We start from the raw sequence: 24718 nt of genomic DNA, 5'->3' as shown, positions 1-24718 counted from the left end.
TCCTAAGGGGCGTGGGGCGGCCCCGGGCCCTCGCCCGGCGGCCCGGACGGTCAGTAGCTCGGCAGGTGCCGGGGGCCCAGGTCGGTGCGGACCGGCGGCGGAGCCAGGCGGACGGATGCACCGAGCACGGACAGCCCGGACGAGGCAACGACCACCGGCTCCAGGTCGACGGCGACCACCTCGGGGTGGTCGTCCACCATGCGGGACACCCGCAGCAGCAGCTCCTCCAGGGCGTCGGTGTCCACCGGCTGCGAGCCGCGCCAGCCGAACAGCAGCGGGGCGGTCCGGACGGAGCGGATGAGTTCGGCGGCGTCCCGGTCGGTGGCCGGGACCAGCCGGTGCGCGGTGTCGCCGAGCAGCTCCGAGGGGGCTCCGGCGAGACCGAACGAGAGCACCGGGCCCGCCGCCGGCTCGATGGCGGCCCGCACCACGGTGTCCACCCCGCGCGGCGCCATCCGCTGGACCACCAGGCCCAGCTCCGCCGGGCTGCCGAGATGTTCGGTCAGCTCCGCGTAGGCCCGCCGCAGTTCGGCCTCTCCCCCGAGGTCCAGCCGGACCCCGCCGAGATCGGTGCGGTGCCGCAGATGGGGCGCGGTGGGCTTGAGGGCCACCGGGAAGCCCAGCCGGCCGGCGGCGTGCACGGCGGCGTCGGGGTGCGGCGCGGGCAGCGCGGGCAGCACGTCGATGCCGTACCGGGCCAGCAGCCGCTGGGCGTCGGGGGCCGAGAGCTCCACCCCGGCCGGCACCGGCTCGGGGGCGGGGACCGCGGTGGGCGGGTGCGGCCGGCCGGGCCCCGGGGCGCCGGGGGTGGCCGCGGCGGGAGCCGGGGCGCCGGCGGCGGCCGCGCCGGCCTCCTCGGCGAGCAGCACGTCGATGTCGGCCGCGGCACCGGTCTCGTCGATGTCGTCGTAGTGCGGGACCCGGCCCGGCTCGGCGGACTGCGCCCGCCACCGGGCGTACCGGACGGCCTCGGCGAGCGCCCGGACGGCGCGTTCGGCGGCCGGGTAGGCGGGGATGCGGGGCACGGCGGGCCGGTCCCCGGTCGCCGCCGGGCCGCCGGCCGCGGTGGTGCCCCCGGCGTCGCCGCCGGTGCCGGCCGCGCCGGGGGCGGCCGCCACGGCCGGTCCGGATCCGTCGGGGGTGCCGGCCGCGCCGGGGGCGTCCGGTGTCCCGCCGTCGGCGGCGAGCGCCTCCGGCAGCCCCGGGATCTCCAGGTGGACGACCGCGACCGGCTTGTCCGCCCCCGCCTCGGCGGCCGCCCTGCGCACCGCGCCGGCCAGCTCGGCGGCGGACGGCTCGCCGACCCAGGGCATGGCGTTGACGACGACGGCGTCGCAGCCGTCGTCGGCCAGTGCCGCGCGCAGCGCGCGGTGGTAGTCGGCCGGGCCGGCGGCGGTGGTCAGGTCCTGGGGCGGCAGCGGGCTCAGCCCCTCGGTGCGGCACGCGTCGTAGGTGAGCAGGCCGAGGGACTCGGAGTTGCCGAGGATGGCCACCCGCGGGCCGGCCGGCAGCGGTTGCGCGGCCAGCAGCAGCCCGGTGTCGGCGAGCTCGGTGACGGTGTCCACGCGGATCACCCCGGCCTGGCGGAGCAGGTCGGTGACGGTGGCGTCGGGGATCTGGGTGGTGGCCACGGCGTGGCCGGGCGGCGCGCTGCCGCTGTGCCGGGAGCCCTTGACCACCACCACCGGTTTGGCCGCGGCGGTGCGGCGGGCGAGGCGGGTGAACTTGCGCGGGTTCCCGATGGACTCCAGGTACATCAGGGCGATGCCGGTGTGCGGGTCGTCGTGCCAGTACTGCAGCAGGTCGTTGCCGGAGACGTCGGCGCGGTTCCCGGCGGAGACGAAGGTGGACAGTCCCACGAGCCCGGCACCGCGCCGGTGGAGCCCGGACAGCAGGGCGATCCCGATGGCCCCGGACTGGGTGAACATGCCGACCCGGCCGGGCAGCGGCAGCTCCGGGGAGAGGGAGGCGTTGAGCCGGACGCCGTCCGCGGTGTTGATCACGCCGAAGGCGTTGGGGCCGATCACCCGCATGCCGTAGGTGCGGGCCTGGCGGATCAGCTCGCGCTGCCGGTCGCGGCCCCGGCCGCCTGACTCGGCGTAGCCGGAGGAGACGACGACCAGTCCCTGGACGCCGTGTTCACCGCAGTCGGCGACGACGGACGGGACCTGTTCGGCGGGCACCGCGACGATCGCCAGATCGACCGGTTCGGCGATCTCGCGGATGGAGCGGTGGGCCGGGACGCCTTCCGGCGCCAGCTCGGCCAGCCCGTCCTCGAAGGCGTGGTTGACCGCGTACACCCGGCCGGTGAAGCCGCCGTCGAGCACGTTGCCCAGCACCGTGCGGCCCACCCCGCCGGGGCGGCGGCCGGTGCCGATGACGGCCACCGAGCCGGGCGCCAGCAGGCGCTGCACGGACCGGGCCTCGGCCCGCTGCTCCCGGCCGCGCATCACGGCGAGCGAGCGGTCGGTGGGTTCGAGGTCGAACTCCAGGCGGACCACGCCGTCCTCGAAGCTGCGCTGCTGGGTGTAGCCCGCGTCGGTGAACACCTTGATCATCTTGGTGTTGGCGGGCAGCACCTCGGCGGCGAAGCGGCGGATGCCGCGTTCCCGGGCGACCGCGGCGATGTGCTCCAGCAGGGCGGAGGCGACGCCCCGGCCCTGGTGGGCGTCCTGCACCAGGAAGGCGACCTCGGCCTCGTCCGGCGGCGGCCGGTCCGGGCCGCGGCCGCCGCCCCCGTCGGGGTTCCGGCGCGAGGAGACCGGCAGCCCCCGCTCGTCGATGCGGTCGTAGCGGACGGTGGCGATGAACTCGTCGCCGATGGTGGCGGCCAGGCCGACCCGGTCGACGTAGTCATGGTGGGTGAAGCGGTGCACGTCCCGGTCCGACAGCCGCGGGTAGGGCGCGAAGAAGCGGTAGTACTTCGACTCGTCCGAGACGTGCTCGTAGAAGCTGACCAGGCGCTGCGCGTCGTCCGGGGTGATGGGACGGATCTGCGCGGTGCCTCCGTCGCGGAGCACCACGTCGGCCTCCCAGTGGGCCGGGTAGCTGTGGCGGTCCGGATCTGACGCGGTCTCCATGGGGCCAGGGTAAGCGCCGGGGCGGACGGCGACACCGGTCCGGATCCGGTCGCGTCAGGGCCGGTCCGGCGCGGCGGTCGGGCCGGTCCGGATCCGGTCGCGGCGCGGGCGGGCCCGGAGGGTGGGCCGCCTCGCGGCCGCCGCCGCGGCCCGGCAGGCTGTGCGGAAAGTCCGTCTCGGACCACCACCGACCACATGAGAGACTGGTCTAGACAACTAGTAACGACCTGAAGGGCTACACCATGGTTGAGCGCCGCGTCACCGTCGGCTGGGCCGAGGGCCTGCACGCCCGTCCCGCGTCGATCTTCGTCCGAGCGGCGACCGCGTCGGGCGTCCCGCTGACGATCGCGAAGGCCGACGGCACGCCGGTCAACGCCGCGTCCATGCTCGCCGTCCTGGGCCTGGGCGCCCAGGGCGGCGAGGAGATCGTCCTGGCCTCCGAGGACGACAACGCCGAGGCGGCCCTCGACCGTCTGGCCAAGCTCGTCGCCGAGGGGCTCGAGGAGCTTCCGGAGACGGTCTGAGCCGAGCGTCCCGGCGCGCCGCGGGCATGCCGCGGTCCCGTGGCACCCGTACCTCCGGCGGTACGGACCCGGTCGGCGACACGGCGAGGCCGCGGTACCCCACAGGGCACCGCGGCCTTTCTGCTGGTCATTCCCGGCGGCAACCGGGCAGGACATTCCGCCGGGAATTACCTTCGGTGTATCCGCCCCCGGTATATCGGGCGGTTGTTACTTCCGATCGCAGACCGTGTTTACGGCGTGTTTCGGCCCGCTCACCGGAAAGGCCGGCGCAGCCGGTATTCCGCCATTTCCCGCTCGGCGTGCGCGGCGGCCAGCGAGCGGGCCCGCTCCGCGTCCTGCCGGGCCACCGCGTCCAGCAGCGCGCCGCGCTCCCCCCAGGACCGTGCCGCCCCGGCGGTGCCCGGCTCGCCGCGCCCGGCCCCGCGGGACGGCGGGCCCGGCACCGGCCGGGACGGGTCCACCGCGTACAGCCAGTCGGTCTTGCGGCGCAGCTGGACCAGCAGCCCGGCCAGCCCGGGGCTGCCGGAAGCCTGCGCCAGCGTCTCGTGGAACCAGTCCCCCAGGGCGCGCAGCTCCCCCGACTGCCCGCGCTCGGCACGCTCCTTGCCGAGCCTGACCAGGCCGCGCAGCACCTTGAGATGGGCCTCGGTACGCCGCTGCGCGGCCCGGGCGGCGCCCAGCGGCTCCAGCAGCACCCGGATGTCGAGCAGATCGGCGACCTCGCGCTCGGAGGGCCGCGCGACGCAGGCCCCGGCGTGCCGGCGGGTGGTGACGAACCCCTCCGACTCCAGGGTCCGCAGCGCCTCGCGCACCGGCACCCGGGAGACCCCGTAGCGGCGCGCCAGCACCTCCTCGGTCAGCCTGCCGCCCGGCTCGTACACACCGGAGACGATGTCGTCGCGAATCGCGGAGCACACCGCGTGTGCCGAAATCCGGCGACCGCTGTGGACCGCGGTGGTATCGCCGCTCATTTCCGGTCCCGCATGGTCGAAACCTCCGCATTAATCGCCGCGAAACGCGATCGATCGACGTGTGTGTTCGACGACTCTATTCCAGACGGCGGGAATTTCGGTCGGCAACCGGGATTTCATGGATATCTTCTGGCCAGGCGGACCTGGCGGGATACCGGCGGGCGGGACACCGGACCGGGCGGCGCGGGGCGGCCGCGGAACGCGCGTGGGCCCCGGCCGGACGGCCGGGGCCCACGCGGTGCGGCGGTACGCCCGGGGGCGTACCGGCGGAAGGATCAGACGTTCACGCCGTGCGAGCGGAGGTAGGCCAGCGGGTCGATGTCCGAGCCGTACTCCGGGCTGGTGCGTGCCTCGAAGTGCAGGTGCGGGCCGGTGGAGTTGCCGGTGCTGCCGGCCAGGCCGATCTGCTGCCCCGGGGTGACCGTCTGGCCGACCGTGACGGAGAGGGCCGACAGGTGGCCGTACTGGGTGTAGGTGCCGTCGTTCATCTTGATGACGACGTTGTTGCCGTAGGCGCCACCGTAGCCGGACTCCACGACGGTGCCCGAACCCACGGACCGCACCGAGGTGCCGGTGGAGGCGTGGAAGTCGATGCCGGTGTGGCTGCCGGAGGACCACAGCCCGCTGGTGGCGTGGTACTGGGTGGAGACGTAGGAGCCCTCGACCGGCAGCACGAAGGTGTTGAGGCGCTTGCGCTCGGCCTCCCGTGCGGCCCGCTCCCGGGCCTCCCGCTCGGCCTTGGCCTTCTTCTCCGCCGCCTCGGCCTTGCGCTTCATCTCGGCGGCCTTGACGGCCGCGGCCTTGCGGGCCTCCGCCTTGGCGGCGGCCTCCTCGGCGGCCACCTCCTGGCTGACGGCCTGGGCGTCGATCTGCTCGGCGATGTCGTCACCGATGACGATCGCCTGGTTCAGGCCGGTGTCCTCGAAGCGCGAGGAGTCGTCGGACGCGGCGAGCGCCGGAGAGGCCAGGGTCGCGACGACGCCGGAGGCGGCGAGCGTGGCCATGCCGGCGACGTTGGCACCGGTGCGGACGGCGCCGCGGGGACGGCGGTGTTTCCCGGTGGGACGGGTGAACGCCATGGTCCGGCGTACTCCTTTCCTTCCTTCTCGCCTACCGGGTTAGCTGACGGGTTCGGAGCAGGAAGGTCTCCTACGGGTCCCTCGTGAGAGGCACCCGATTCACCCCTGGGGATGGTGGGTCCCCGGCTCCCTGGGACGCGTGCCCCGGGGACTCGGCGATGACTGTCCGGGCCGCGGGTGCGACGCAAACTGACGAACAGCCGGATCGAAGCTAGACGGACGATCTTTTGAACACCAAACGGATCACGATTTTTGTTGCCCTCGCCACAGGGCAGAAGCGCTGTCTCACCAACAAACCGGACACCGGAGGCGGATCTTCCGCCCGATGGGCCAACGGCGTGGCGGGCCGATCGACATGACGGGCGGCCGGGCGGCGGATGCGGAACGGCGCCCCGGGACGGGCGGGCCCCCAGCCGGTGACCCGGCACCGGAGGGGGCGCACACAGCCGGGGGCCCCGGCACCGGAGTCACGGTGCCGGGGCTCCCGGGGGAGACCGCCGCTGATCGGCCGTCAGCCGCTGACGACCTTCACCTCGCCGATGCCGAGGGCGCGGACCGGCTCCTCGATGACCGAGGCGTCACCGACCAGCACGGTGACCAGCCGGTCGACCGGGAACGCGTTGACCGCGGCCGCGGTCGCCTCGACCGTGCCGGTCTCCGCGAGCCGCGCGTACAGGTGGGCCTGGAAGTCGTCCGGCAGGTGCTGCTCCACCTGGTCCGCCAGAGTGCCCGCGACGGCGGCCGCGGTCTCGTACTTCAGCGGGGCGACGCCGACCAGGTTCTGCACCGCGACATCGCGCTCCTCGTCGGTCAGCCCCTCCTCGGCGAGGGTGCGCAGCACCTTCCAGGTGTCCTCCAGTGCCGGGCCGGTCACCTCGGTGGCCACCGAGCCGGAGATGGCCAGCATCGCCGCGCCGGTGCCCTCCGGGGTGGACCGCAGCACCTGGCCGAAGGCGCGCACCCCGTAGGTGTAGCCCTTCTCCTCCCGCAGCACGCGGTCCAGGCGGGAGGTGAGGGTGCCGCCGAGGCAGTAGGTGCCGAGCACCTGCGCCGGCCAGACCCGGTCGTGCCGGTCGGCGCCGATCCGGCCGATGAGCACCTGGGTCTGCACCGCGCCGGGGCGGTCCACGATCACCACGCGGCCGGTGTCGTCGGCGGTGATCACCGGGCTGGGCCGCTGCTCCGCCGGACCGCCGGTCCAGGCGCCCAGCGTGTCGGCGAGCGCCTGGTCCAGGTCGACGCCGGTCAGATCGCCGACGACCACCGCGACCGCGCCGGCGGGGCGCACATGGGCCTGGTAGAAGGCGCGCACCGCGGCGGCGTCGATCCGCCGCACGGTCTCCTCGGTGCCCTGGCGCGGCCGGGAGTGCCGGGCGTCGGCCGGGAACAGCTCCCTGGAGAGCGCCATCGACGCCCGGCGGGCGGGGTTGGCCAGCTCGTGCGGGATCTCGTCGAGCCGGTTGGCCACCAGCCGCTCCACCTCGCCCTCGGGGAAGGCGGGGGCGCGCAGCGCGTCGGCGAGCAGCCCGAGGGCCTTGGGCAGCCGGGACGCCGGGACCTCCAGGGAGACCCGGACGGCCGGGTGGTCGGCGTGCGCGTCGAGGGTGGCGCCGCAGCGCTCCAGCTCGGCGGCGAACTCCTCGGCCGTGAGCTTGTCGGTCCCCTCGGACAGGGCACGGGCCATGATCGTGGCCACCCCGTCGAGGCCGGCGGGCTCGGCGTCCAGCGGCGCGTCCAGGTTGATCTCGACGGCGACCACCTGCTGACCGGGGCGGTGGCAGCGCAGCACGGTCAGACCGTTGGGCAGGGTGGCGCGCTCCGGGGCGGGGAAGGCCCACGGCTTGGCGGAACCGGCCTGCGGCTGCGGGTGGAACGTCATGGTGGTGGCGGTGTCGCTCACTGGGCCGACTCCCCTTCTTCCTCGTCGGCGGCCTCGGCGCCGGTCTCGGCATCGGCCCCGGCGGGCCCGGTGGGTTCGTAGACGAGCACCGCGCGGTTGTCGGGGCGCAGCCGGGCCGCGGCCACCTCCCGCACCTCGTCGGCGGTGACGGCGAGCACCCGGTCGACGGCGGTGAGCGCCAGCTGCGGGTCACCGAAGAGCACGGCGAACCGGCACAGTTCGTCGGCGCGCCCGCCGACGGTGGCCAGCCGGTCCAGCCACTCGCGCTCCAGCTGGGCCTGGGCGCGCTCCATCTCCTCCGGGGTGGGGCCCTCGGCGGCGAACCGGGCCAGTTCCTCGTCGACGGCGGACTCGATGTCGGGCACCTCGACACCGGCGGACGTCTTCACGTCGAGCCAGCCCAGCGACGGCGCGCCGGAGAGCCGGAGCATGCCGAAGCCGGCCGCGACGGCGCTGCGGTCGCGGCGTACCAGGCGGTTGTGCAGGCGGGAGGACTCCCCGCCGCCGAGCACGGTCAGCGCCAGGTCGGCGGCGTCCGCCTCACGGGTGCCGTCGTGCGGCAGCCGGTAGGCGGCCATCAGGGCGCGGGAGGGCACCTCCTCCTCGACGACCTCGCGCAGCTGCTCGCCGATGACCTCGGGCAGGCTGCCCTCCCGGGGCGGCTGCTTGCCGTCGTGGGACGGGATCGAGCCGAAGTACTTCTCGATCCAGGCCAGGGTCTGCTCGGGATCGATGTCGCCGACGACCGCGAGCACCGCGTTGTTCGGCGCGTAGTAGGTGCGGAAGAAGGCGCGGGCGTCCTCCAGCGAGGCGGCGTCCAGGTCGGCCATCGATCCGATGGGCGTGTGGTGGTACGGGTGCCCCTCCGGGTAGGCCATGGCGACCAGCCGCTCGAAGGCGGTGCCGTAGGGCACGTTGTCGTAGCGCTGGCGGCGCTCGTTCTTCACGACGTCCCGCTGGTTCTCCAGGCTCTCCTCGTCCAGCGCGGCCAGCAGCGACCCCATGCGGTCGGCCTCCAGCCACAGCGCCAGCTCGACCTGGTGGGCGGGCATCGTCTCGAAGTAGTTGGTGCGTTCGAAACTGGTGGTGCCGTTGAGGGACCCGCCGGCGCCCTGCACCAGCTCGAAGTGGCCGTTCCCCTTGACCTGGGCCGACCCCTGGAACATCAGGTGCTCGAAGAGGTGAGCCAGGCCGGTACGCCCCTTGACTTCGTGGCGCGAGCCGACGTCGTACCAGAGGCAGATCGCGGCGACCGGGGTCAGGTGATCCTCGGAGAGCACCACCCTCAGGCCGTTGGCCAGGCGGTGCTCGGTCGCTGTCAGGCCGCCGGAACCGGCCTGTTGCGTGGCCGTGTGACCCATGGGCATGTACGTCCCTTCGATCGCGTGCTGATGCGGTAGCGAAGCGGTGTGTCGATACAGTCCTGTCACTCTATGCAAGCGGGCCGACATCTGGCGAAGTTCCCGGGCCCGATGTCCCCCCGGGGCGGGGGGTGGTCGGCGTTGTCGGTGCGTCGGTCCACAATGGTCGGCATCAGAACCAGCATCGGCAGTTGAAGGAGCCGCAGCCGCGATGGCCCGCCGCAGCACGAAGACCCCGCCACCGGAGGACTTCGAGGAGCGCATCCTCGACATCGACGTCGTCGACGAGATGCAGGGCTCCTTCCTGGAGTACGCCTACTCGGTCATCTACTCACGGGCCCTGCCCGACGCCCGCGACGGGCTGAAGCCGGTGCACCGGCGCATCCTGTTCCAGATGAACGAGATGGGGCTGCGCCCGGAGCGGTCCTTCGTGAAGTGCGCCCGGGTCGTCGGCGAGGTGATGGGCAAGCTGCACCCGCACGGCGACGCCTCCATCTACGACGCCCTGGTGCGGATGGCGCAGCCCTTCTCGATGCGGCTGCCGCTGGTCGACGGGCACGGCAACTTCGGATCGCTGGGCAACGACGACCCGCCGGCGGCGATGCGGTACACCGAGTGCCGGATGGCCTCGGCGACCTCCCTGATGACGGAGTCGATCGACGAGGACACCGTCGACTTCGCGCCGAACTACGACGGCAGCGAGCAGGAGCCGGTGGCGCTGCCCGCCGCCTACCCGAACCTCCTGGTCAACGGCGCCTCCGGGATCGCGGTCGGGATGGCCACCAACATGCCGCCGCACAACCTGGGCGAGGTGATCGCGGCCGCCCGGCACCTGATCAAGCACCCGGGCGCCGACCTGGACACGCTGATGCGGTACGTCCCGGGCCCGGACCTGCCCACCGGCGGCCGGATCGTGGGACTGGGCGGCATCCGGGACGCGTACGAGACCGGACGCGGCACGTTCAAGATCCGCGCCACGGTGTCGGTGGAGGACGTCAGCGCGCGCCGCAAGGGCCTGGTCGTCACCGAGCTGCCCTTCGCGGTGGGCCCGGAGAAGGTCATCTCCAAGATCAAGGACCTGGTGGGCGCCAAGAAGCTGCCGGGCATCGCGGACGTCAAGGACCTCACCGACCGGGAGCACGGGCTCCGGCTGGTCATCGAGGTGAAGAACGGCTTCAACCCGGAGGCCGTGCTGGAGCAGCTGTACAAGCTGACGCCGATGGAGGAGTCCTTCGGCATCAACAACGTCGCGCTGGTGGACGGGCAGCCGCTGACGCTGGGCCTCAAGGAGCTGCTGGAGGTCTACCTGGACCACCGCTTCGAGGTGGTCCGGCGGCGCAGCGAGTTTCGGCGCGGCAAGCGGCGCGACCGGCTGCACCTGGTCGAGGGCCTGCTGGTGGCGCTGCTCGACATCGACGAGGTCATCCGCATCATCCGCTCCAGCGAGAACGCGGCGGAGGCCAAGCAGTCGCTGATCGAGCGCTTCTCGCTCTCCGAGATCCAGACCCAGTACATCCTGGACACCCCGCTGCGCCGGCTGACCCGGTTCGACCGCATCGAGCTGGAGTCGGAGCGCGACCGGCTGCGCCAGGAGATCGAGGAGCTGACCCGGATCCTGGAGTCCGACGCGGAGCTGCGCAAGCTGGTCTCCTCCGAACTCGCCTCGGTCGGGAAGAAGTTCGGCACCGAGCGGCGGACGGTGCTGCTGGAGTCCGCGGGCACCACGGTCGCCGCGGTGCCGCTGGAGGTGGCGGACGACCCGTGCCGGGTGCTGCTGTCCTCCACCGGGCTGCTGGCCCGTACGGCGACCGGCGAGCCGCTGCCCGACGAGGGCACCGGCAAGCGCGCCAAGCACGACGTGATCGTTTCCGCGGTACCGGCGACCGCGCGGGCCGAGGTCGGTGCGGTGACCTCGGCGGGCCGGCTGCTGCGGCTGGCGGTGATCGACCTGCCGATGCTGCCGGAGACGGCGGGCCCGCCCCAGCTGGCGGGCGGCGCGCCGATCTCCGAGTTCCTGACGCTGACCGACGGCGAACGGCTGGTCTGCCTCACCACGCTGGACGAGTCCTCGCCGGGCCTGGCGATCGGCACCGAGCAGGGCGTGGTCAAGCGGGTGGTCCCCGACTACCCGGCGAACAAGGACGAGTTGGAGGTCATCGGGCTCAGGGAGGGGGACCGGATCGTCGGCGCGGTGGAGCTGCGCACCGGCGAGGAGGATCTGGTCTTCATCACCGACGACGCCCAGTTGCTGCGCTACCAGGCGAGCCAGGTCCGGCCGCAGGGCCGCCCGGCGGGCGGCATGGCGGGGATCAAGCTGGCGGCCGGGGCGAAGGTGATCTCGTTCACCGCGGTGGATCCGGCGGTCGACGCGGTGGTGTTCACCGGCGCGGGCGGCTCCGGCACTCTGGACGGTGCGATGCAGTCGGCGAAGCTGACGCCGTTCGACCAGTACCCGCGCAAGGGGCGGGCCACCGGTGGCGTGCGCTGCCAGCGGTTCCTCAAGGGCGAGGACCATCTGGTGCTGGCCTGGGCCGGACCGTCCCCGGCCCGCGCGGCCACGGCGGCCGGGGTCCCGGTGCCGCTGCCGGAGCCGGACCCGCGGCGGGACGGCTCCGGGGTGCCGCCGGCGAAGCCGGTCGCGGTGGTCGCCGGACCGGTGTGACGGCCGGGGGCGGCGCCCCCGGCCCGGCGTGCGGCGCGGCGGCCCTCCGCGGGCGGCCGCGCCGTCGTGCGTCCGCGGCACGGCCGGGGCGCGGCACCACCGGCGGTGCCGCGCCGCGAGCGGGGGCCGGCCGCCCCCGGGGGGCCGGGCCGCCGGCCGGACCGGTCAGCCCACCGGAGCGGTCAGCGCGCCGGTACCGGCTGCGGCGCGGGCGGCCCGGTGTACCGCGCGGCCGGCCGGATGATCTTGGAGTCCTCGGCCTGTTCCAGGATGTTGGCACTCCAGCCGACGACCCGGGCGGCGCAGAAGGTCGGAGTAAACATCGCGCGGGGCAGGCCGCTCAGTTCCATGACGACGCCGGCGTAGAACTCCACGTTGGTGTGGAGCTCCCGGCCGGGCTTCAGCTCGGCGAGGATCGCCTCCACCCGCCGCTCGACCTCCTTGGCGAACGCCACCCGCGGGCCGCCGAACTCCTCCGCGATCTCGCGCAGCATCCGCGAGCGGGGGTCCTCGGTGCGGTAGACCGGGTGGCCGAATCCCATGATCCGGTCCCCCGCCAGCACCCGCTCCCGTATCCAGGGATCGATCCGCTCCGGGGTGCCGATGGCGTCGAGGGTGTCCAGGGCCCGGCTGGGCGCTCCCCCGTGCAGCGGCCCGGACAGCGCCCCGATCGCTCCGGTGAGGCAGGCGGCGAGGTCCGCGCCGGTGGAGGCGATGACCCGGCCGGTGAACGTGGAGGCGTTGAAACCGTGGTCCACGGTGGAGACGAGGTACCGCTCGACCGCCCGGGCGCGGCGCGGGTCCGGCTCGGTGCCGGTGAGCATGTACAGGTAGTTCGCGGCGTACGGCAGGTCCGCCCGCGGTGCGATCGGCTCCAGCCCCTCGGCGAGCCGGTGGAGTGCGGTGAGCAGGGTCGGCACGGCCGCGCAGGCGGCGAGCGCGTCCGCCCGGCGGCGGTCGGCGGCGATGTCGTACAGCGGCCGGAATCCGGCGTGGGCGCCGAGCAGCGACAGCGCGGTGCGCAGCCCGGCGAGCGGGCCCGAGCGGGCGGTGGCCCGGGCCAGGGCGGGGAGCACGTCCGCGATCCCGGCGGGCAGTTCCCGGAGCGCGGCGGTCTCGGCCGTGAACGCGGCGGCGGCCGCGGCATCCGGCAGCTCTCCGTGGAACATCAGATACCAGACGTCCTCGAAGGTGCGGCCGCGGGCCAGGTCGACGGCGGAGTACTGGCGGTAGTGGTAGAAGCCCTCCCGGCCCCGGACGTCGCCGAGCCCGGTCTCGGTGACGACGACGCCCGCGAGTCCGCGAGGCACGTCGGTCGGTGCGTTGATCCCCATGGTCGGCATCTCGATGTCCTCCCTCGATATTGACTCGACTGTCTATGCTTGACTTGAGGCTGTCAACGTTGATCCGATCAATATGAACTCGGGTCGATACCGTGCAAACACGTGGATACGGTGTGAGTTATGGCTGATCACCACGCTGATCACGAGTCCGGCGAGCGGCGGCTCACCACCCGGGAGGCGGCCGAACGACTCGGGGTGAAACCCGAGACCGTGTACGCGTACGTGAGCCGGGGCCAGCTGACCAGCCGCCGCGCCGCCGGCGGGCGGGGCAGCACCTTCGACCCGGCGGAGGTGGACGCCCTCGCCCGGCGGAACCGGCGCGAACCCCCCTCGACCGGGGACGGCGCCCCCCTCGGCACCGGCATCACCCTCATCGAGGAGGACCGGCACTACTACCGCGGCGTGGACTCCACCACCCTCGCCGAGCGGCACGGCTACGAGGAGGTGGCCGAGTGGCTGTGGACCGGGCGGCTGCACCCCGGGATCCGCTTCACCGCACACCCCGAGACCCTGGCCGCGGCCCGGCGGGCGGCCGGCGCGCTGCCCGCCCACACCGGGCTGATGGACCGGCTCCGGGTCGCGGCGATCGCCGCGGCGGCGGCCGACCCGCTCCGCTTCGACCTGGCGGAGTCCACCGTCGTGGCCACCGCCCGGGACCTGATCGCCACCCTGACCGACGCGCTGCCGGTACGCGGCGCGGAGCAGCCGCCGGACGCGCCGGTGGCCCACCGGCTGTGGACCCGGCTGACCGACCGGTCGCCGGACGAGGAGTGGCTGCGGGTCCTGGACACCGCACTGGTGCTGCTGATCGACCACGATCTGGCGGTGTCCACGGTGGCGGCCCGGGTCGCCGCCTCCGCCCAGGCCCACCCCTACGCCGTCGTGTCGGCCGGTCTCGGCGCGCTGGACGGCCCGCTGCACGGCGGCGCCAGCGGCTTCGCGCACCGGATGCTGCTGGACGCGCTGGAGCGCGGCGGCGCGGCGGTGGTGGCGAGCCATCTGCGCGCCGGACGGCGCGTCCCAGGCCTGGGGCACCGGCTCTACCTGCGGGAGGACCCGCGGGCCCGGGTGCTGATGACGCTGCTGGAGCGGGTGCCCGACGCGGCTCCGGCACTGCGGGCGGCGCGCGAGGTGGTGGCGACCATGGCCCGGCACGTCCCGCTGCACGCCAATGTCGACCTGGCGCTCGCGGTGCTGTCGGTCTCGGCCGGGATGCCGCAGGAGGCGGGCGAGACCGTGTTCGCGGTGTCCCGCACCGCCGGGTGGATCGCGCACGCGCTGGAGGAGTACGGCGAGCAGCCGCTGCGGATGCGCCCCAGCGGTCACTACCGGGGCCCCCGCCCGCCGCAGCCGCTGCCCCTGCCGCTACCGCTGCACTGACCGGCGCGGGCCCGCCGCTGCGCCGGCGGGCGCGGCGCAGCGGCGGCGCGGCGCCACGGGCCGCCGCGCCGCCGTCGGGGCGTCCGCGCGGACCGCCGGAGGGGCGCCGCACGCGCCCCGGCCGGCCCGAGCGGCCGATATCCGCCGGTCTGGCCGACATGTGCCGGTGCGCTTCACCATGCCGGCCAGGTTAGGCTTACCTTCGTGAGCACCTGCGCCACCACCTCCCGTGACCTGGCCGAGCCGCTCGCCGGCACCGCGGCCACCGCCCTGACCTGGCTGCTCATCGAGCAGCCGGGCCCCTGGGGCGCCGACGCCGTCACCGGCAGCCGACTCGACCCGGCCGTCGGCCGGGCGCTCACCCGGGCCGCCAAGGACACCGGCGTCCGGGTGGCGCTGATCCGCCGCCCCGACCGGTCCGCCGACTGCCACCGCCCCGCCCGGCGCCGCGCCTTCCTGGCGCACACCCGGCCCGGCCGCACCTGGATCCGTACCGCCACCCTCACCGACCCCGCCGACCTGCTGGAACCGGACCTGTCCGCACTGGGCGCCGGTGACCCGGTCGGCCTGGGTCCGGCGTGGTCCCGGTACACCGGCGACCCCCTCGTCCTGGTGTGCACCAACGGCAAGCGGGACCGCTGCTGCGCGCTGCTCGGCCGCCCGCTCGCCGCCGAGCTGGCCGCCTCCGGCGCCGAGGGAACCTGGGAGATCACCCACATCGGCGGCCACCGGTTCTCCCCCACCCTGCTCGTGCTGCCCTACGGGTACGCCTACGGGCGGGCCACCGCCCGCACGGTCCACGAGGTCCTCGCCGCGGCCCGCGAGGGCCGTGTCGTCACCGACGGCTGCCGGGGCCGCTCCACCTGGGAGCGGCCCGGCCAGGCCGCCGACCTCGCGGTGCGCGAGCTGACCGGTGAGACCCGCGCCGACGCGCTCACCGTGACCGCCGTCGAGGGCACCGCCCCCGCCTGGACCGTCACCGTCGGGCACACCGACGGGCGGCGCTGGGAGGTGTCCGTCACCCAGGCCACCGCCACCCCGCCGCGCCCGGAGAGCTGCGGCGCGGCGCTCGGCAGCCCGGCGCGCATGGAGGTGTCCGGCATCCGGGAGCCGGCCCCCGCCCTGTTCTGACCGCACCCGCCGGCCATGGCGGCCACCCGGGGCGGGCGGCCGTACGCCCCGGCCCTGCCGGTTTCCGCCCGGTTGCGCTTACCCTTCCTCACCATGAGCGCTGCGACCACCCCCGGACCACCGGGCGCCGCGCGGTGGCGCATCGGGCGGCTCCGCCCCCGGCGGATGTTCTCGCAGGTCCTGCTGATGCAGCTGGCCATCGCCGGCGGCGTCACCGTGCTCGCCACCGGCCTCTTCCTGGCCCCGCTGAGCGCCCAGCTCGACGACCAGGCCATGCGCCGGGCGCTGGCCATCGCCCAGACCACCGCCGCCGAACCGGAACTCGCCGTCTCCCTCGACGGCCCCCGCCCCGATCCGGCCGGTCCGGTGCAGCGGACCGCGGAACGCATCCGCCGGGCCACCGGCGCCGAGTACGTGGTGATCATGGACCGGCGGGGCGTGCGCTGGTCGCACCCCTCGCCCGGCGAGGTCGGCAAGCCGGTCTCCACCGATCCCACCGAGGTCCTGGCCGGCCACGAGGTGATGCAGATCGACACCGGCACGCTCGGCAGGTCCGCCCGCGGCAAGGTCCCGCTGCGGACCGCCGACGGCGAGGTCACCGGCGCGGTCTCGGTGGGCATCGCCTACGAGAACGTGCGCGACCGGCTGATCGGCGCGGTGCCGGGGCTGCTGGCCTACGCCGGCGGCGCCCTGGCGGTGGGCGCCCTGGCCGCCTACGGCGTGGCGCGCAGGCTCCGGCGCCGCACCCACGACCTGGCCTTCTCCGACATCTCCGGACTCCTCGCCGAGCGTGAGGCCATGTTGCACGGGATCCGGGAGGGGGTGCTCGCGCTGGACGAGCGGGGCAGGATCCGGCTGGTCAACGACGAGGCGCAGCGGCTGCTGGAGCTGGACGCGGACCACACCGGGCGGCCGCTGGAGGAGGTGCTGCCGCCGGGCCGCACCGCCGACGTGCTCGCCGGGCGGGTCACCGGCGCGGACCTGCTGACCGTCAGCGGCGGCAGGGTGCTGGTGGCGAACCGGATGCCCACCGGGGACGGCGGCGCCGTGGCCACCCTCCGGGATCGGACCGAGCTGGAGCGGCTCGGGCGCGAGCTGGACGGCACCCGCGGGCTGATCGACGCGCTGCGCGCCCAGGACCACGAGTACGCGAACCGGATGCACACCCTGCTCGGGCTGCTGGAGCTGGGACTCCACGAGGAGGCGGTGGAGTACGTCGCCGAGGCCGTCGGGGGGCACCGGGCAACCGCCGAGCAGGTCGCCGAACGTGTCCGCGACCCGCTGCTCGCGGCCCTGCTCGTCGGCAAGGCGACGGTCGCGGCGGAGCGCGGGGTCGCCCTGCGCATCGCCCCGGAGTCGCTGCTTCCCGACCGCCTGGTGGATCCACCGGGCCTGGTCACGATCGTGGGCAACCTCGTCGACAACGCGCTGGACGCCGCGGCGGGATCGGAGCAGCCCCGGGTGGAGGTGGGTCTGCGGACGATGGACCGCGCGGTCCGGGTGACCGTCACCGACACCGGCCCCGGGGTCCCCGCCGACCGGCGCGAGGACGTCTTCACCGAAGGCTGGTCCACCAAGGCCCCGCCCACCCACCGGGAGCGCGGTATCGGCCTGGCCCTGGTGCGGCGGCTGGCCGAACGGCAGGGCGGCGACGTTCGGGTGGGCGACCGGGACGGCGGCGGCGCCGAGTTCACCGTGATCCTCCCGGAGGCCCTGACCGAGGAGGCGGCGCCCGCCGTGCGCGGCCGGACGGGAGACGCGTGGTGATCGGGGTGCTGGTCGTGGACGACGATGTGCGGGTGGCCCGCGTCAATGCCGCCTACGTCGAGCGGATCCCCGGATTCCGGGTGGCCGGCCAGGCGCACGGCGCGGCCGACGCCTTCGCCTTCCTCCAGCACACCGAGGTGGACCTGGTACTGCTCGACCACTACCTGCCGGACGAGACCGGCCTGGCACTGGTACGACGACTGCGGCAGCAGGGCCACCACACCGACGTGATCATGGTGACCGCGGCCCGGGACGTCGCCACCGTGCAGGCGGCCATGCGCCACGGCGCGCTGCAGTACCTGGTGAAGCCGTTCACCTTCGCCGGGCTGCGCGCCAAACTCGAAGGCTACGCGGCGCTGCGCCGGACCCTGGACGGCGGCGGCGAGGCCGGGCAGGACCGGGTCGACCGGATCTTCGGTGCGCTCGGCGGCGCCACCGCCGGACCCGCCGAACTGCCCAAGGGGCACACCGCGCAGACCGCCGACCGGGTCCGCGAGGTGCTGCGCGGAGCGGAGGGGCCGTTGTCGGCGCAGCAGGTGGCCGAGCGCTGCCGGCTCAGCAGACAGACCGCCCAGCGCTACCTGAAACTGCTGGAGCGCACCGGCCGGGTGCGGCTCAGCCTGCGCTACGGGGAGACCGGCCGGCCGGAGCACCGCTACGTCTGGCAGACGCGGTAGCGGCCGCCGCACCGGGCCCGTGCGTACGCCTGGCAGGCGCGGGAGCCGCCGGACCGGGCCCGTGCACCGGCCCGGCCCCACCGGCCGCCCCGCTACGCCGCGCCGGCCCCGGTGAGGGCCCGCACCTCGGTCTCCGCGTGCCGGGACGGGTCCGCGGGCTCGCCCGAGGTGACGGTGCCCAGCCAGCCGGCGAGGAAGCCCAGCGGGATGGAGACCAGCCCCGGGTTCCGCAGCGGGAAGACCTGGAAGTCGACCCCGGGGAAGAGCGCGTCCGGGGCCCCGGAGGTCACCGGGGAGAGCGCCACCAGCACCAGCGCGGGAACCAGTCCGCCGTAGACCGCCCAGACCGCGCCGCGCGTGGTGAACCGCCGCCAGAACAGGGTGCAGAGCAGTACCGGCAGGTTGGCGGAGGCCGCGACGGCGAAGGCCAAGCCGACCAGGAACGCCACGTTGAGGTCCTGCGCGAGCAGGCCCAGCCCGATGGCCAGCGCGCCGACCCCGGCGGCGGCGACCCGGGCCACCACCACCTCCCGGTGCGGGGTGCGCTCCCGGCGCCGGCTCAGCGTGGCGTACAGATCGTGCGCGATGGCGGCCGAGGAGGACAGCGTGACCCCGGCGACGACCGCCAGGATGGTGGCGAAGGCCACCGCGGCGACCACGGCGAAGAGCACCGCGCCGCCCGTCGACCCCGAGCCACCGCCGAGGTGGAGGGCGAGCAGCGGTACGGCGGTGTTCCCGGACGGGCTGGACTCCCGCACCTCGGCACTGCCCAGCAGCGCCGCGGCGCCGAAGCCCAGCACGATCGTCAGCAGGTAGAAGCCGCCGATCAGCCCGATGGACCAGACGACGGAACGGCGCGCGGCACGGGCGGTGGGCACGGTGCTGAACCGCGACAGGATGTGCGGCAGCCCGGCGGTGCCCAGCACCAGGGCGAGCCCCAGGCTGATGAAGTCCAGCCGGGCGGCCCAGTCGCCGCCGTACGTCAGGCCCGGGGCGAGGAAGTCCCCGCCGTGTCCGCTGCGGTCAGCGGCGGTGGACAGCAGGGCGCCCAGATCACCGTGGAACCGCAGCAGCACCAGCACCCCGAGGGCGAGCGCACCGCCCAGCAGCAGCACCGCCTTGACGATCTGGATCCAGGTGGTGGCGCGCATCCCGCCCAGCGCGACGTACACCACCATCAGAGCCCCGACACCGACGACCGTGCAGGTGCGCGCCAGGTCGCCGGTACCGCCGAGCAGCAGCCCCACCAGGCTGCCCGCGCCGACCATCTGGGCGACCAGGTAGAGGACCGAGACGGTCACCGAGGAGGTACCGGCGGCGATCCGCACCGGGCGCTCCCGGAGCCGGGCGGCCAGCACGTCGGCGAGCGTGAAGCGGCCGCAGTTGCGGACCGGTTCGGCGATCAGGAACAGCACCAGCAGCCACGCGACCAGGAAGCCGACCGAGTACAGCACCCCGTCGTAGCCGAACAGCGCGATCAGCCCGGAGATGCCGAGGAAGGAGGCGGCCGAGAGGTAGTCGCCCGCGATGGCGAAACCGTTCTCCACCGGGGAGAACAACCGGCCGCCCGCGTAGAACTCCTCCGGGGAGCCGTGCCGCTTGCGGCTCACCCAGGTGGTGATGGCCAGGGTGAGGGCGACGAACGCGAGGAAGAGCAGCAGCGCCAGGCTCTGGTGGTCCCCGGTCACCGGGCGTGCTCCCGGGTCATCTCCTGGGTCAGCCAGCGCAGTTCCAGTGCCGCCCGGTCCCGGTGCACCCGCGCGTGCCGGGCGTACGCCCAGGTCAGCAGGAAGGTGCTGGCGAACTGGGCGATGCCGGCGACCATCGCCACATTGAGCACGCCGGCCACCGGCCGGGCCATCAGGCCGGGGGCGCTGGTCGCCGCGACCACGTAGGCCAGGTACCACAGCAGGAAGGCGAGGGTCGCCGGGAGGACGAACCGGCGGTACCGTCCGCGCATCTCCTGGAAGTCGGCGCCGGCGTGCACCCGGCGGTAGACGTCCCGCGACGGCATCGCGCCCGGGGCCGGGGTCAGGGCCGGGGCCGGGGCCGGGGCCGGGCTGATGGTGGCTTCCGGGTCCGCGACCCGGTCTGTCTCCGCGCCCGGGGCCGCGCCCGTGTCCAAGTCCGGGGCCGCGCCCGGGGCTGTGCCCGGGTTCACGGCTGTGGCCGGGGCCGGGTCGACGGCGGCCTGCGGGGGCCGGGAAGCGGCCGGGTCCGGCGCCGCCCGGAGAGCGGTGGCGGCGGGGACGTCTCCGGCAGCGGGGGCGGACCCGGCGGCGAGCCCGGCGACACGGACGGTCCCGGCGGCACGGACGGTCCCGGCGGCGGGGACGGTCCCGGCGGCGGGGACGGTCCCGGCGGCGGGGTGGCGGCCGGCCGGGACGGGGCCCGGGGCCGGCCCGGTGCGACGTGGACGGCCGAGCGGCGGGCCGCCGGCCCCCGGCGCCGCCCGTCCGTCCTGCCCGTCTTCCCCGCCCCGCTGGTGTCCCCGGCCCGTCCCGTCCTGCATGTGCACCCGAAGTCTCCTTGTTCCGCGGCACATCGGCCGCGTGCCCAGAATGGGCAGCGGGGAGGGCACACGGATCCTCTCCCGAGGACGTTCACACCATCAGGTGATGCGGGCCGGAACGGGCTCCGGACCGGTCCTCGGGCGCCCCACGGCACGCGGCGGACCCGCCGCGCCCCTCCACCCGGAGGCGGAGGGGCGCGGTGGCAGGGCCCCGCACACGGTGGCGGCCGGGACGGTCAGACGTCGATGCGCGACCGGTCCAAGGTGGCGGCGGAGTTGGTGATGAACTCCTTGCGCGGTGCCACCTCGTTCCCCATGAGGAGGTCGAAGGCACGCTCGGCCGCCTCCAGATCGCTGATGTTGATCCGGCGCAGGGTGCGGTGGCGCGGGTCCATGGTGGTCTCGGCCAGCTGGTCGGCGTCCATCTCACCCAGACCCTTGTAGCGCTGGATGCCCTCCTTGAACCGCACGTTCCTGCCGCGCAGCCGCAGCAGGGTCTCCTGGAGCTCCTTGTCGGAGTAGGTGTAGATGTACTTGTCCTGCCCCTTCTTGGGGTTGGTGAGCTCGATCCGGTGCAGCGGCGGCACCGCGGAGAAGACCCGGCCCTGCTCGACCATCGGCCGCATGTAGCGCTGGAAGAGGGTCAGCAGCAGACAGCGGATGTGGGCGCCGTCGACATCGGCGTCGGCCAGGAAGATCACCTTGCCGTACCGCGCCTGGTCGATGTCGAAGGTCCGGCCCGAGCCGGCCCCTATGACCTGGATGATCGCCCCGCATTCGGCGTTCTTCAGCATGTCCGAGACCGAGGACTTCTGAACGTTGAGAATCTTGCCGCGGATCGGCAGCAGCGCCTGGAACTCCGAGTTCCGGGCGAGCTTCGCGGTGCCCAGCGCCGAGTCGCCCTCGACGATGAAGAGCTCGCTGCGGTCCACGTCGTCGCTCCGGCAGTCGGCCAGCTTCGCGGGCAGCGAGGACGACTCCAGCGCGGTCTTCCGGCGCTGCGCCTCCTTGTGCTGCCGGGCGGCGATCCGGGTGCGGGCGGCGGCGACCACCTTGTCCAGCACGGCCCGCGCCTGCTGCTTGGCGTCCCGCTTGGTGGACGTCAGGAACGCCTTGAGCTCCTTGGACACCACGTTCGCCACGATCCGGGAGGCCGCCGAGGTACCCAGCACCTCCTTGGTCTGGCCCTCGAACTGCGGCTCGGCCAGCCGGACGGTGACGACCGCCGTCAGGCCCTCCATGGCGTCGTCCTTGACCACGTCGTCCTCGGCCACCCGGAGCAGTTTGGCGGAGCGCAGCACCTCGTTCACCGTCCGGGCGATGGCACGCTCGAAACCGGAGACATGGGTGCCGCCCTTGGGGGTGGCGATGATGTTGACGAAGGACTTGACCGTGGTGTCGTAGCCGGTGCCCCAGCGCAGCGCGATGTCCACGCCGAGTTCCCGGGTCACCTCGGTGGGGGTCATGTGGCCGCGGTCGTCCAGGACCGGGACGGTCTCCTTGAAGGTGCCCTGACCGGTGAACCGGAGGACGTCGCAGACGGCCTTGTCGGTGGCGAGGTACTCGCAGAACTCGCTGATGCCGCCGTCGAAGCGGAAGGTCTCCACGGCACGCCGCTGGGCGCCCGCCTCACCGCCCTCGGGGGTGCGCTCGTCGCGGACGACGATGGTGAGGCCGGGCACCAGGAAGGCGGTCTGGCGGGCGCGGGCGTGCAGCGTCTCCAGGGAGAGCTTGGCGTCCTTGAGGAAGATCTGCCGGTCCGCCCAGTACCGGGTGCGGGTGCCGGTACGGGTCTTCGGCACCCGCTTCCCCTTGAGCAGGCCGTTGGCCGGGTCGAAGGGGGCGTCCGGGCCGGACTCGGTGAAGATCCCCGGGACCCCGCGGCGGAAGCTGATGGCGTGCGTCTTGCCGTCCCGGTCCACCTCGACGTCGAGGCGGGCGGAAAGGGCGTTGACCACGGAGGCGCCGACGCCGTGCAGACCGCCGGAGGCGGCGTAGGAGCCGCCGCCGAACTTGCCGCCGGCGTGCAGCTTGGTCATGACGACCTCGACGCCGGACAGTCCGGTCTTGGGCTCGACGTCGACCGGGATGCCGCGGCCGTTGTCGTGCACCTCCACCGACCCGTCGTCGTGCAGGACGACCTCGATGTGGTCGCAGTAGCCCCCGAGAGCCTCGTCGACGGAGTTGTCGATGATCTCCCAGAGGCAGTGCATCAGACCGCGGCTGTCGGTCGAGCCGATGTACATACCGGGGCGCTTGCGCACCGCTTCGAGTCCTTCGAGGACGAGCAGGTGCCGCGCGGTGTAGTTGGAGCCGCCCCGGTCTGCTCCGGTCAGCAGCGCAGTGGACGGCACGGACGTGTCGGCGGTCACGCGGTTCGCTCCTCGCTGAATTTCTGGATGCCCCTACTCCGGGCACGGTGGTGGCTGGGTCGCCGATGAGAGCGTACCGAGGCCTGATAGAGCCTCTGTGCCGCCACCCGTGAGAATGACCATGCTAGTCCAGACCGCCCCCTTTCGCTCACGCGTTCGATAACACGTTGGGGTGACACAAACATCACGTTCCTTTTCAGGCATGAACCATTTAGGCTCCGGGCACGTCCTCATGCACAACCGGCAACCCGGCCGGGAGGGCAAGACCGACAAGCGACGTGAAACCGTAGACCAAGGCAATACGGCTCATTCGCCGCCAAACCGTCACGATCCAGCTGACTCGGAAGGAATTTTCGAGAAAAAGGCACGAGCGGGAACGTTTTCGGCCTGGTTGGATGTTGACCCTGGTACGACAGCTCGTCGAGCTAGAGAAGAGGCGACGTGACTACTGTTCTGACCCCCGCGAGCCCGCTGACGGCCGCCGACCGCTGCGACCGCTGCGGCGCCCAGGCCTACCTGCGCGTCGTCCTGATGAGCGGCGGTGAGCTGCTCTTCTGCGCCCATCACGGACGTAAGTTCGAGCCGGAGCTCAAGAAGATCGCCGCTGAGATACAGGACGAGACGGAGCGGCTTACCACCGTCCCGGCGTCCGCAACCGACGACGAACGCTGACGCCTCGCACCCACGACGAGCCGGACCGGCCGAGAGCCGGGCTTCGGGCGGCCGCCCCTGCCTTCAGGGGCGGCCGCCCGCGTTTCACCACTACGGCCCGGCACCCCGGCCCACCCGGCGGCCCGGTCCGCAAGCCCGCCGCCGGGGCCCACCTTGGCTTGGATGCGTCGCCCCGGCGCCGCGGTCCGCTACCACCCCGTCACGGCGCCGCACAGATCCGGTGCGGGCACCGCACGGACCCGTGCGGGCGGCACCGGGCGACGACCACCGCCCCGCCCGGAACAGCACTCCGCGCCCCGCGGGCCTTCGCCGGACCGCCCATGCCCACGGACACGGGCCTCCCGGAGCACGGCCCTCAGCAGTCGACACACGCCGCCGACCACATCGCGTGAGCGCGCCCTCAACCGTGGGCCGCCACCAGCGGTGCCACCGCCGAGATCCTGGTGTAGACGCCCGGGCTGCCCGCTTCCCCGCACCCGCTGCCCCAGGACACCAGGCCGATGAGCTTGCCCCGGGCGACCAGCGGCCCGCCGCTGTCCCCCTGGCAGGCATCACGGCCGCCTTCCGGCAACCCGGCGCACACCATCGACTTCGGCCGGTAGGTGCCGTCCCCGCCGACCGGGTAGGCACGCGCGCAGTGCGTGTCGTTCAGCACCCGGACGGCCGCCGAGCGCAGCGTCCGGGAGTAGCTGCCGTCCCCGCGGGTGTCACCCCAGCCGTAGACCGCGGCCGCGGTACCCGCCCGGTACGCACGGTCCCCCTTCGGCGCCATCGGCAGCGGGCTCAGCGTCTGGCTCACGGTCAGCACCGCGATGTCCCCGGCATGGCTCTTCGGGTCGTACGCCGGATTGACCCACACCCGGCGTACCGGAAGTTCCTGCCCCTCCTGGCCGCCCAGGTCACCGCGGCCGGTCACCACCCGCATATCGGGCACCTCACGCCAGTCGACCCCCAGGACCTCGGGTCGCATGCAGTGCGCCGCCGTGATCACCGTCGTTCGCGACACCGCCACGCCTCCGCAGAACTGGCCCGACCGGGAGTCGCCGAAGCGGTCGCGGCTGCCCAGCGCCACCATCCACGGAGCATCGGAGGCACGCACCGCCTGGCCGCCGACGACCGCCCGGCCGGCGAGGGCCTGCCCCGGAGAGGCCAACAGCAGGGCCAGTGAGCCGGCGACTGCCGCCACGGGACCCAGCACGGACGAACGGCTCCGGATGCGCATGTTCTCTCCTGACCATATGGAGCGAGGTGCACACCCAGCGTCACCCATCGGTTCCGCATCCGCAT

17 protein-coding genes and 1 riboswitch are annotated in these 24718 nt (G+C 74.1%); of the genes, 7 read left to right on the top strand and 10 right to left on the bottom strand.

Translation table 11 applies throughout. From position 1 onward, the window contains the following. Positions 1-50 precede the first annotated feature (50 nt). Positions 51-3080 (bottom strand): GNAT family N-acetyltransferase, encoded by a 3030-nt coding sequence (locus ACH4B3_RS06810; RefSeq protein ID WP_398461681.1) that lies wholly within the window; start codon positions 3078-3080, stop codon positions 51-53. Positions 3081-3322: 242 nt separating this feature from the next. Here ACH4B3_RS06810 and ACH4B3_RS06805 point away from each other — a divergent pair, with 242 nt between their 5' ends. Then, on the top strand, positions 3323-3604 hold the full coding sequence (locus ACH4B3_RS06805) for an HPr family phosphocarrier protein (protein ID WP_398461680.1): 282 nt from the start codon (positions 3323-3325) through the stop codon (positions 3602-3604). A 251-nt stretch (positions 3605-3855) separates the two neighbouring features. Here the strand turns inward: ACH4B3_RS06805 and ACH4B3_RS06800 are convergent, their stop codons facing one another. The 4 genes from ACH4B3_RS06800 to ACH4B3_RS06785 all read right to left on the bottom strand — a co-directional run bounded on the left by ACH4B3_RS06800 (position 3856) and on the right by ACH4B3_RS06785 (position 8921). Next, positions 3856-4575, bottom strand: coding sequence for a GntR family transcriptional regulator (locus ACH4B3_RS06800; protein ID WP_398461679.1), 720 nt, complete (start codon positions 4573-4575; stop codon positions 3856-3858). 275 nt (positions 4576-4850) lie between these two features. Continuing rightward, on the bottom strand, positions 4851-5654 hold the full coding sequence (locus ACH4B3_RS06795; RefSeq protein ID WP_398461678.1) for a M23 family metallopeptidase: 804 nt from the start codon (positions 5652-5654) through the stop codon (positions 4851-4853). Between the two features lie 13 nt (positions 5655-5667). Next, positions 5668-5822: riboswitch (cyclic di-AMP (ydaO/yuaA leader) on the bottom strand. Between the two features lie 343 nt (positions 5823-6165). Then, positions 6166-7533 carry a M16 family metallopeptidase gene (locus ACH4B3_RS06790; RefSeq protein WP_398462303.1) on the bottom strand — a complete coding sequence of 456 codons (1368 nt, stop codon included), beginning with the start codon at positions 7531-7533 and terminating at the stop codon, positions 6166-6168. Between the two features lie 17 nt (positions 7534-7550). Then, positions 7551-8921, bottom strand: coding sequence for a M16 family metallopeptidase (locus ACH4B3_RS06785; RefSeq protein WP_398461677.1), 1371 nt, complete (start codon positions 8919-8921; stop codon positions 7551-7553). Between the two features lie 205 nt (positions 8922-9126). On the opposite strand from ACH4B3_RS06785, the gene ACH4B3_RS06780 reads away from it, so the two are divergent. Beyond that, positions 9127-11577, top strand: a complete 2451-nt coding sequence (locus ACH4B3_RS06780) for a DNA topoisomerase (ATP-hydrolyzing) subunit A (protein ID WP_398461676.1) — start codon at positions 9127-9129, stop codon at positions 11575-11577. Positions 11578-11759: 182 nt separating this feature from the next. On the opposite strand, the gene ACH4B3_RS06775 is transcribed toward ACH4B3_RS06780, so the two are convergent. Beyond that, positions 11760-12920, bottom strand: a complete 1161-nt coding sequence (locus tag ACH4B3_RS06775; protein WP_398461675.1) for a citrate synthase — start codon at positions 12918-12920, stop codon at positions 11760-11762. A gap of 120 nt (positions 12921-13040) precedes the next feature. Here ACH4B3_RS06775 and ACH4B3_RS06770 point away from each other — a divergent pair, with 120 nt between their 5' ends. From ACH4B3_RS06770 to ACH4B3_RS06755, 4 genes are all read left to right on the top strand, one after another. Further along, positions 13041-14300, top strand: coding sequence for a citrate/2-methylcitrate synthase (locus tag ACH4B3_RS06770; protein WP_398461674.1), 1260 nt, complete (start codon positions 13041-13043; stop codon positions 14298-14300). 204 nt (positions 14301-14504) lie between these two features. Continuing rightward, on the top strand, positions 14505-15431 hold the full coding sequence (locus tag ACH4B3_RS06765; RefSeq protein ID WP_398461673.1) for a sucrase ferredoxin: 927 nt from the start codon (positions 14505-14507) through the stop codon (positions 15429-15431). Between the two features lie 93 nt (positions 15432-15524). Beyond that, complete coding sequence (locus tag ACH4B3_RS06760) at positions 15525-17198, top strand: ATP-binding protein (RefSeq protein ID WP_398461672.1); 1674 nt, start codon at positions 15525-15527, stop codon at positions 17196-17198. Next, a complete protein-coding gene (locus ACH4B3_RS06755) occupies positions 17195-17875 on the top strand; it encodes a response regulator (RefSeq protein WP_398462302.1) in 681 nt (226 codons plus the stop codon). Before ACH4B3_RS06760 ends, ACH4B3_RS06755 begins: the two co-directional genes overlap by 4 nt. A 92-nt stretch (positions 17876-17967) precedes the next feature. On the opposite strand, the gene ACH4B3_RS06750 is transcribed toward ACH4B3_RS06755, so the two are convergent. The 3 genes from ACH4B3_RS06750 to ACH4B3_RS06740 form a co-directional block, all read right to left on the bottom strand. Continuing rightward, the gene (locus tag ACH4B3_RS06750) at positions 17968-19563 is read right to left on the bottom strand and encodes a cation acetate symporter (RefSeq protein ID WP_398461671.1); all 1596 of its coding nucleotides are present in this window, start codon (positions 19561-19563) and stop codon (positions 17968-17970) included. Beyond that, entirely contained in the window at positions 19560-20000 is a 441-nt protein-coding gene (locus ACH4B3_RS06745) for a DUF485 domain-containing protein (RefSeq protein ID WP_398461670.1), read from the bottom strand. Before ACH4B3_RS06745 ends, ACH4B3_RS06750 begins: the two co-directional genes overlap by 4 nt. A 623-nt stretch (positions 20001-20623) precedes the next feature. Continuing rightward, a complete protein-coding gene (locus ACH4B3_RS06740; protein WP_398461669.1) occupies positions 20624-22759 on the bottom strand; it encodes a type IIA DNA topoisomerase subunit B in 2136 nt (711 codons plus the stop codon). 441 nt (positions 22760-23200) lie between these two features. Between ACH4B3_RS06740 and ACH4B3_RS06735 the strand changes: the two genes are divergently transcribed. Continuing rightward, positions 23201-23431 carry a hypothetical protein gene (locus ACH4B3_RS06735; protein ID WP_144381994.1) on the top strand — a complete coding sequence of 77 codons (231 nt, stop codon included), beginning with the start codon at positions 23201-23203 and terminating at the stop codon, positions 23429-23431. A gap of 400 nt (positions 23432-23831) precedes the next feature. On the opposite strand, the gene ACH4B3_RS06730 is transcribed toward ACH4B3_RS06735, so the two are convergent. Further along, positions 23832-24653: a S1 family peptidase gene (locus tag ACH4B3_RS06730; RefSeq protein ID WP_398461668.1), complete on the bottom strand. Its 822-nt coding sequence runs from the start codon at positions 24651-24653 to the stop codon at positions 23832-23834. Positions 24654-24718 lie beyond the last annotated feature (65 nt).

Source organism: Streptomyces sp. NPDC018031 (assembly GCF_044327625.1).
GTDB lineage: Bacteria > Actinomycetota > Actinomycetes > Streptomycetales > Streptomycetaceae > Streptomyces.
Note: the sequence above shows the minus strand (reverse complement) of the source record. Positions and strands in the feature narration are given on the sequence as shown.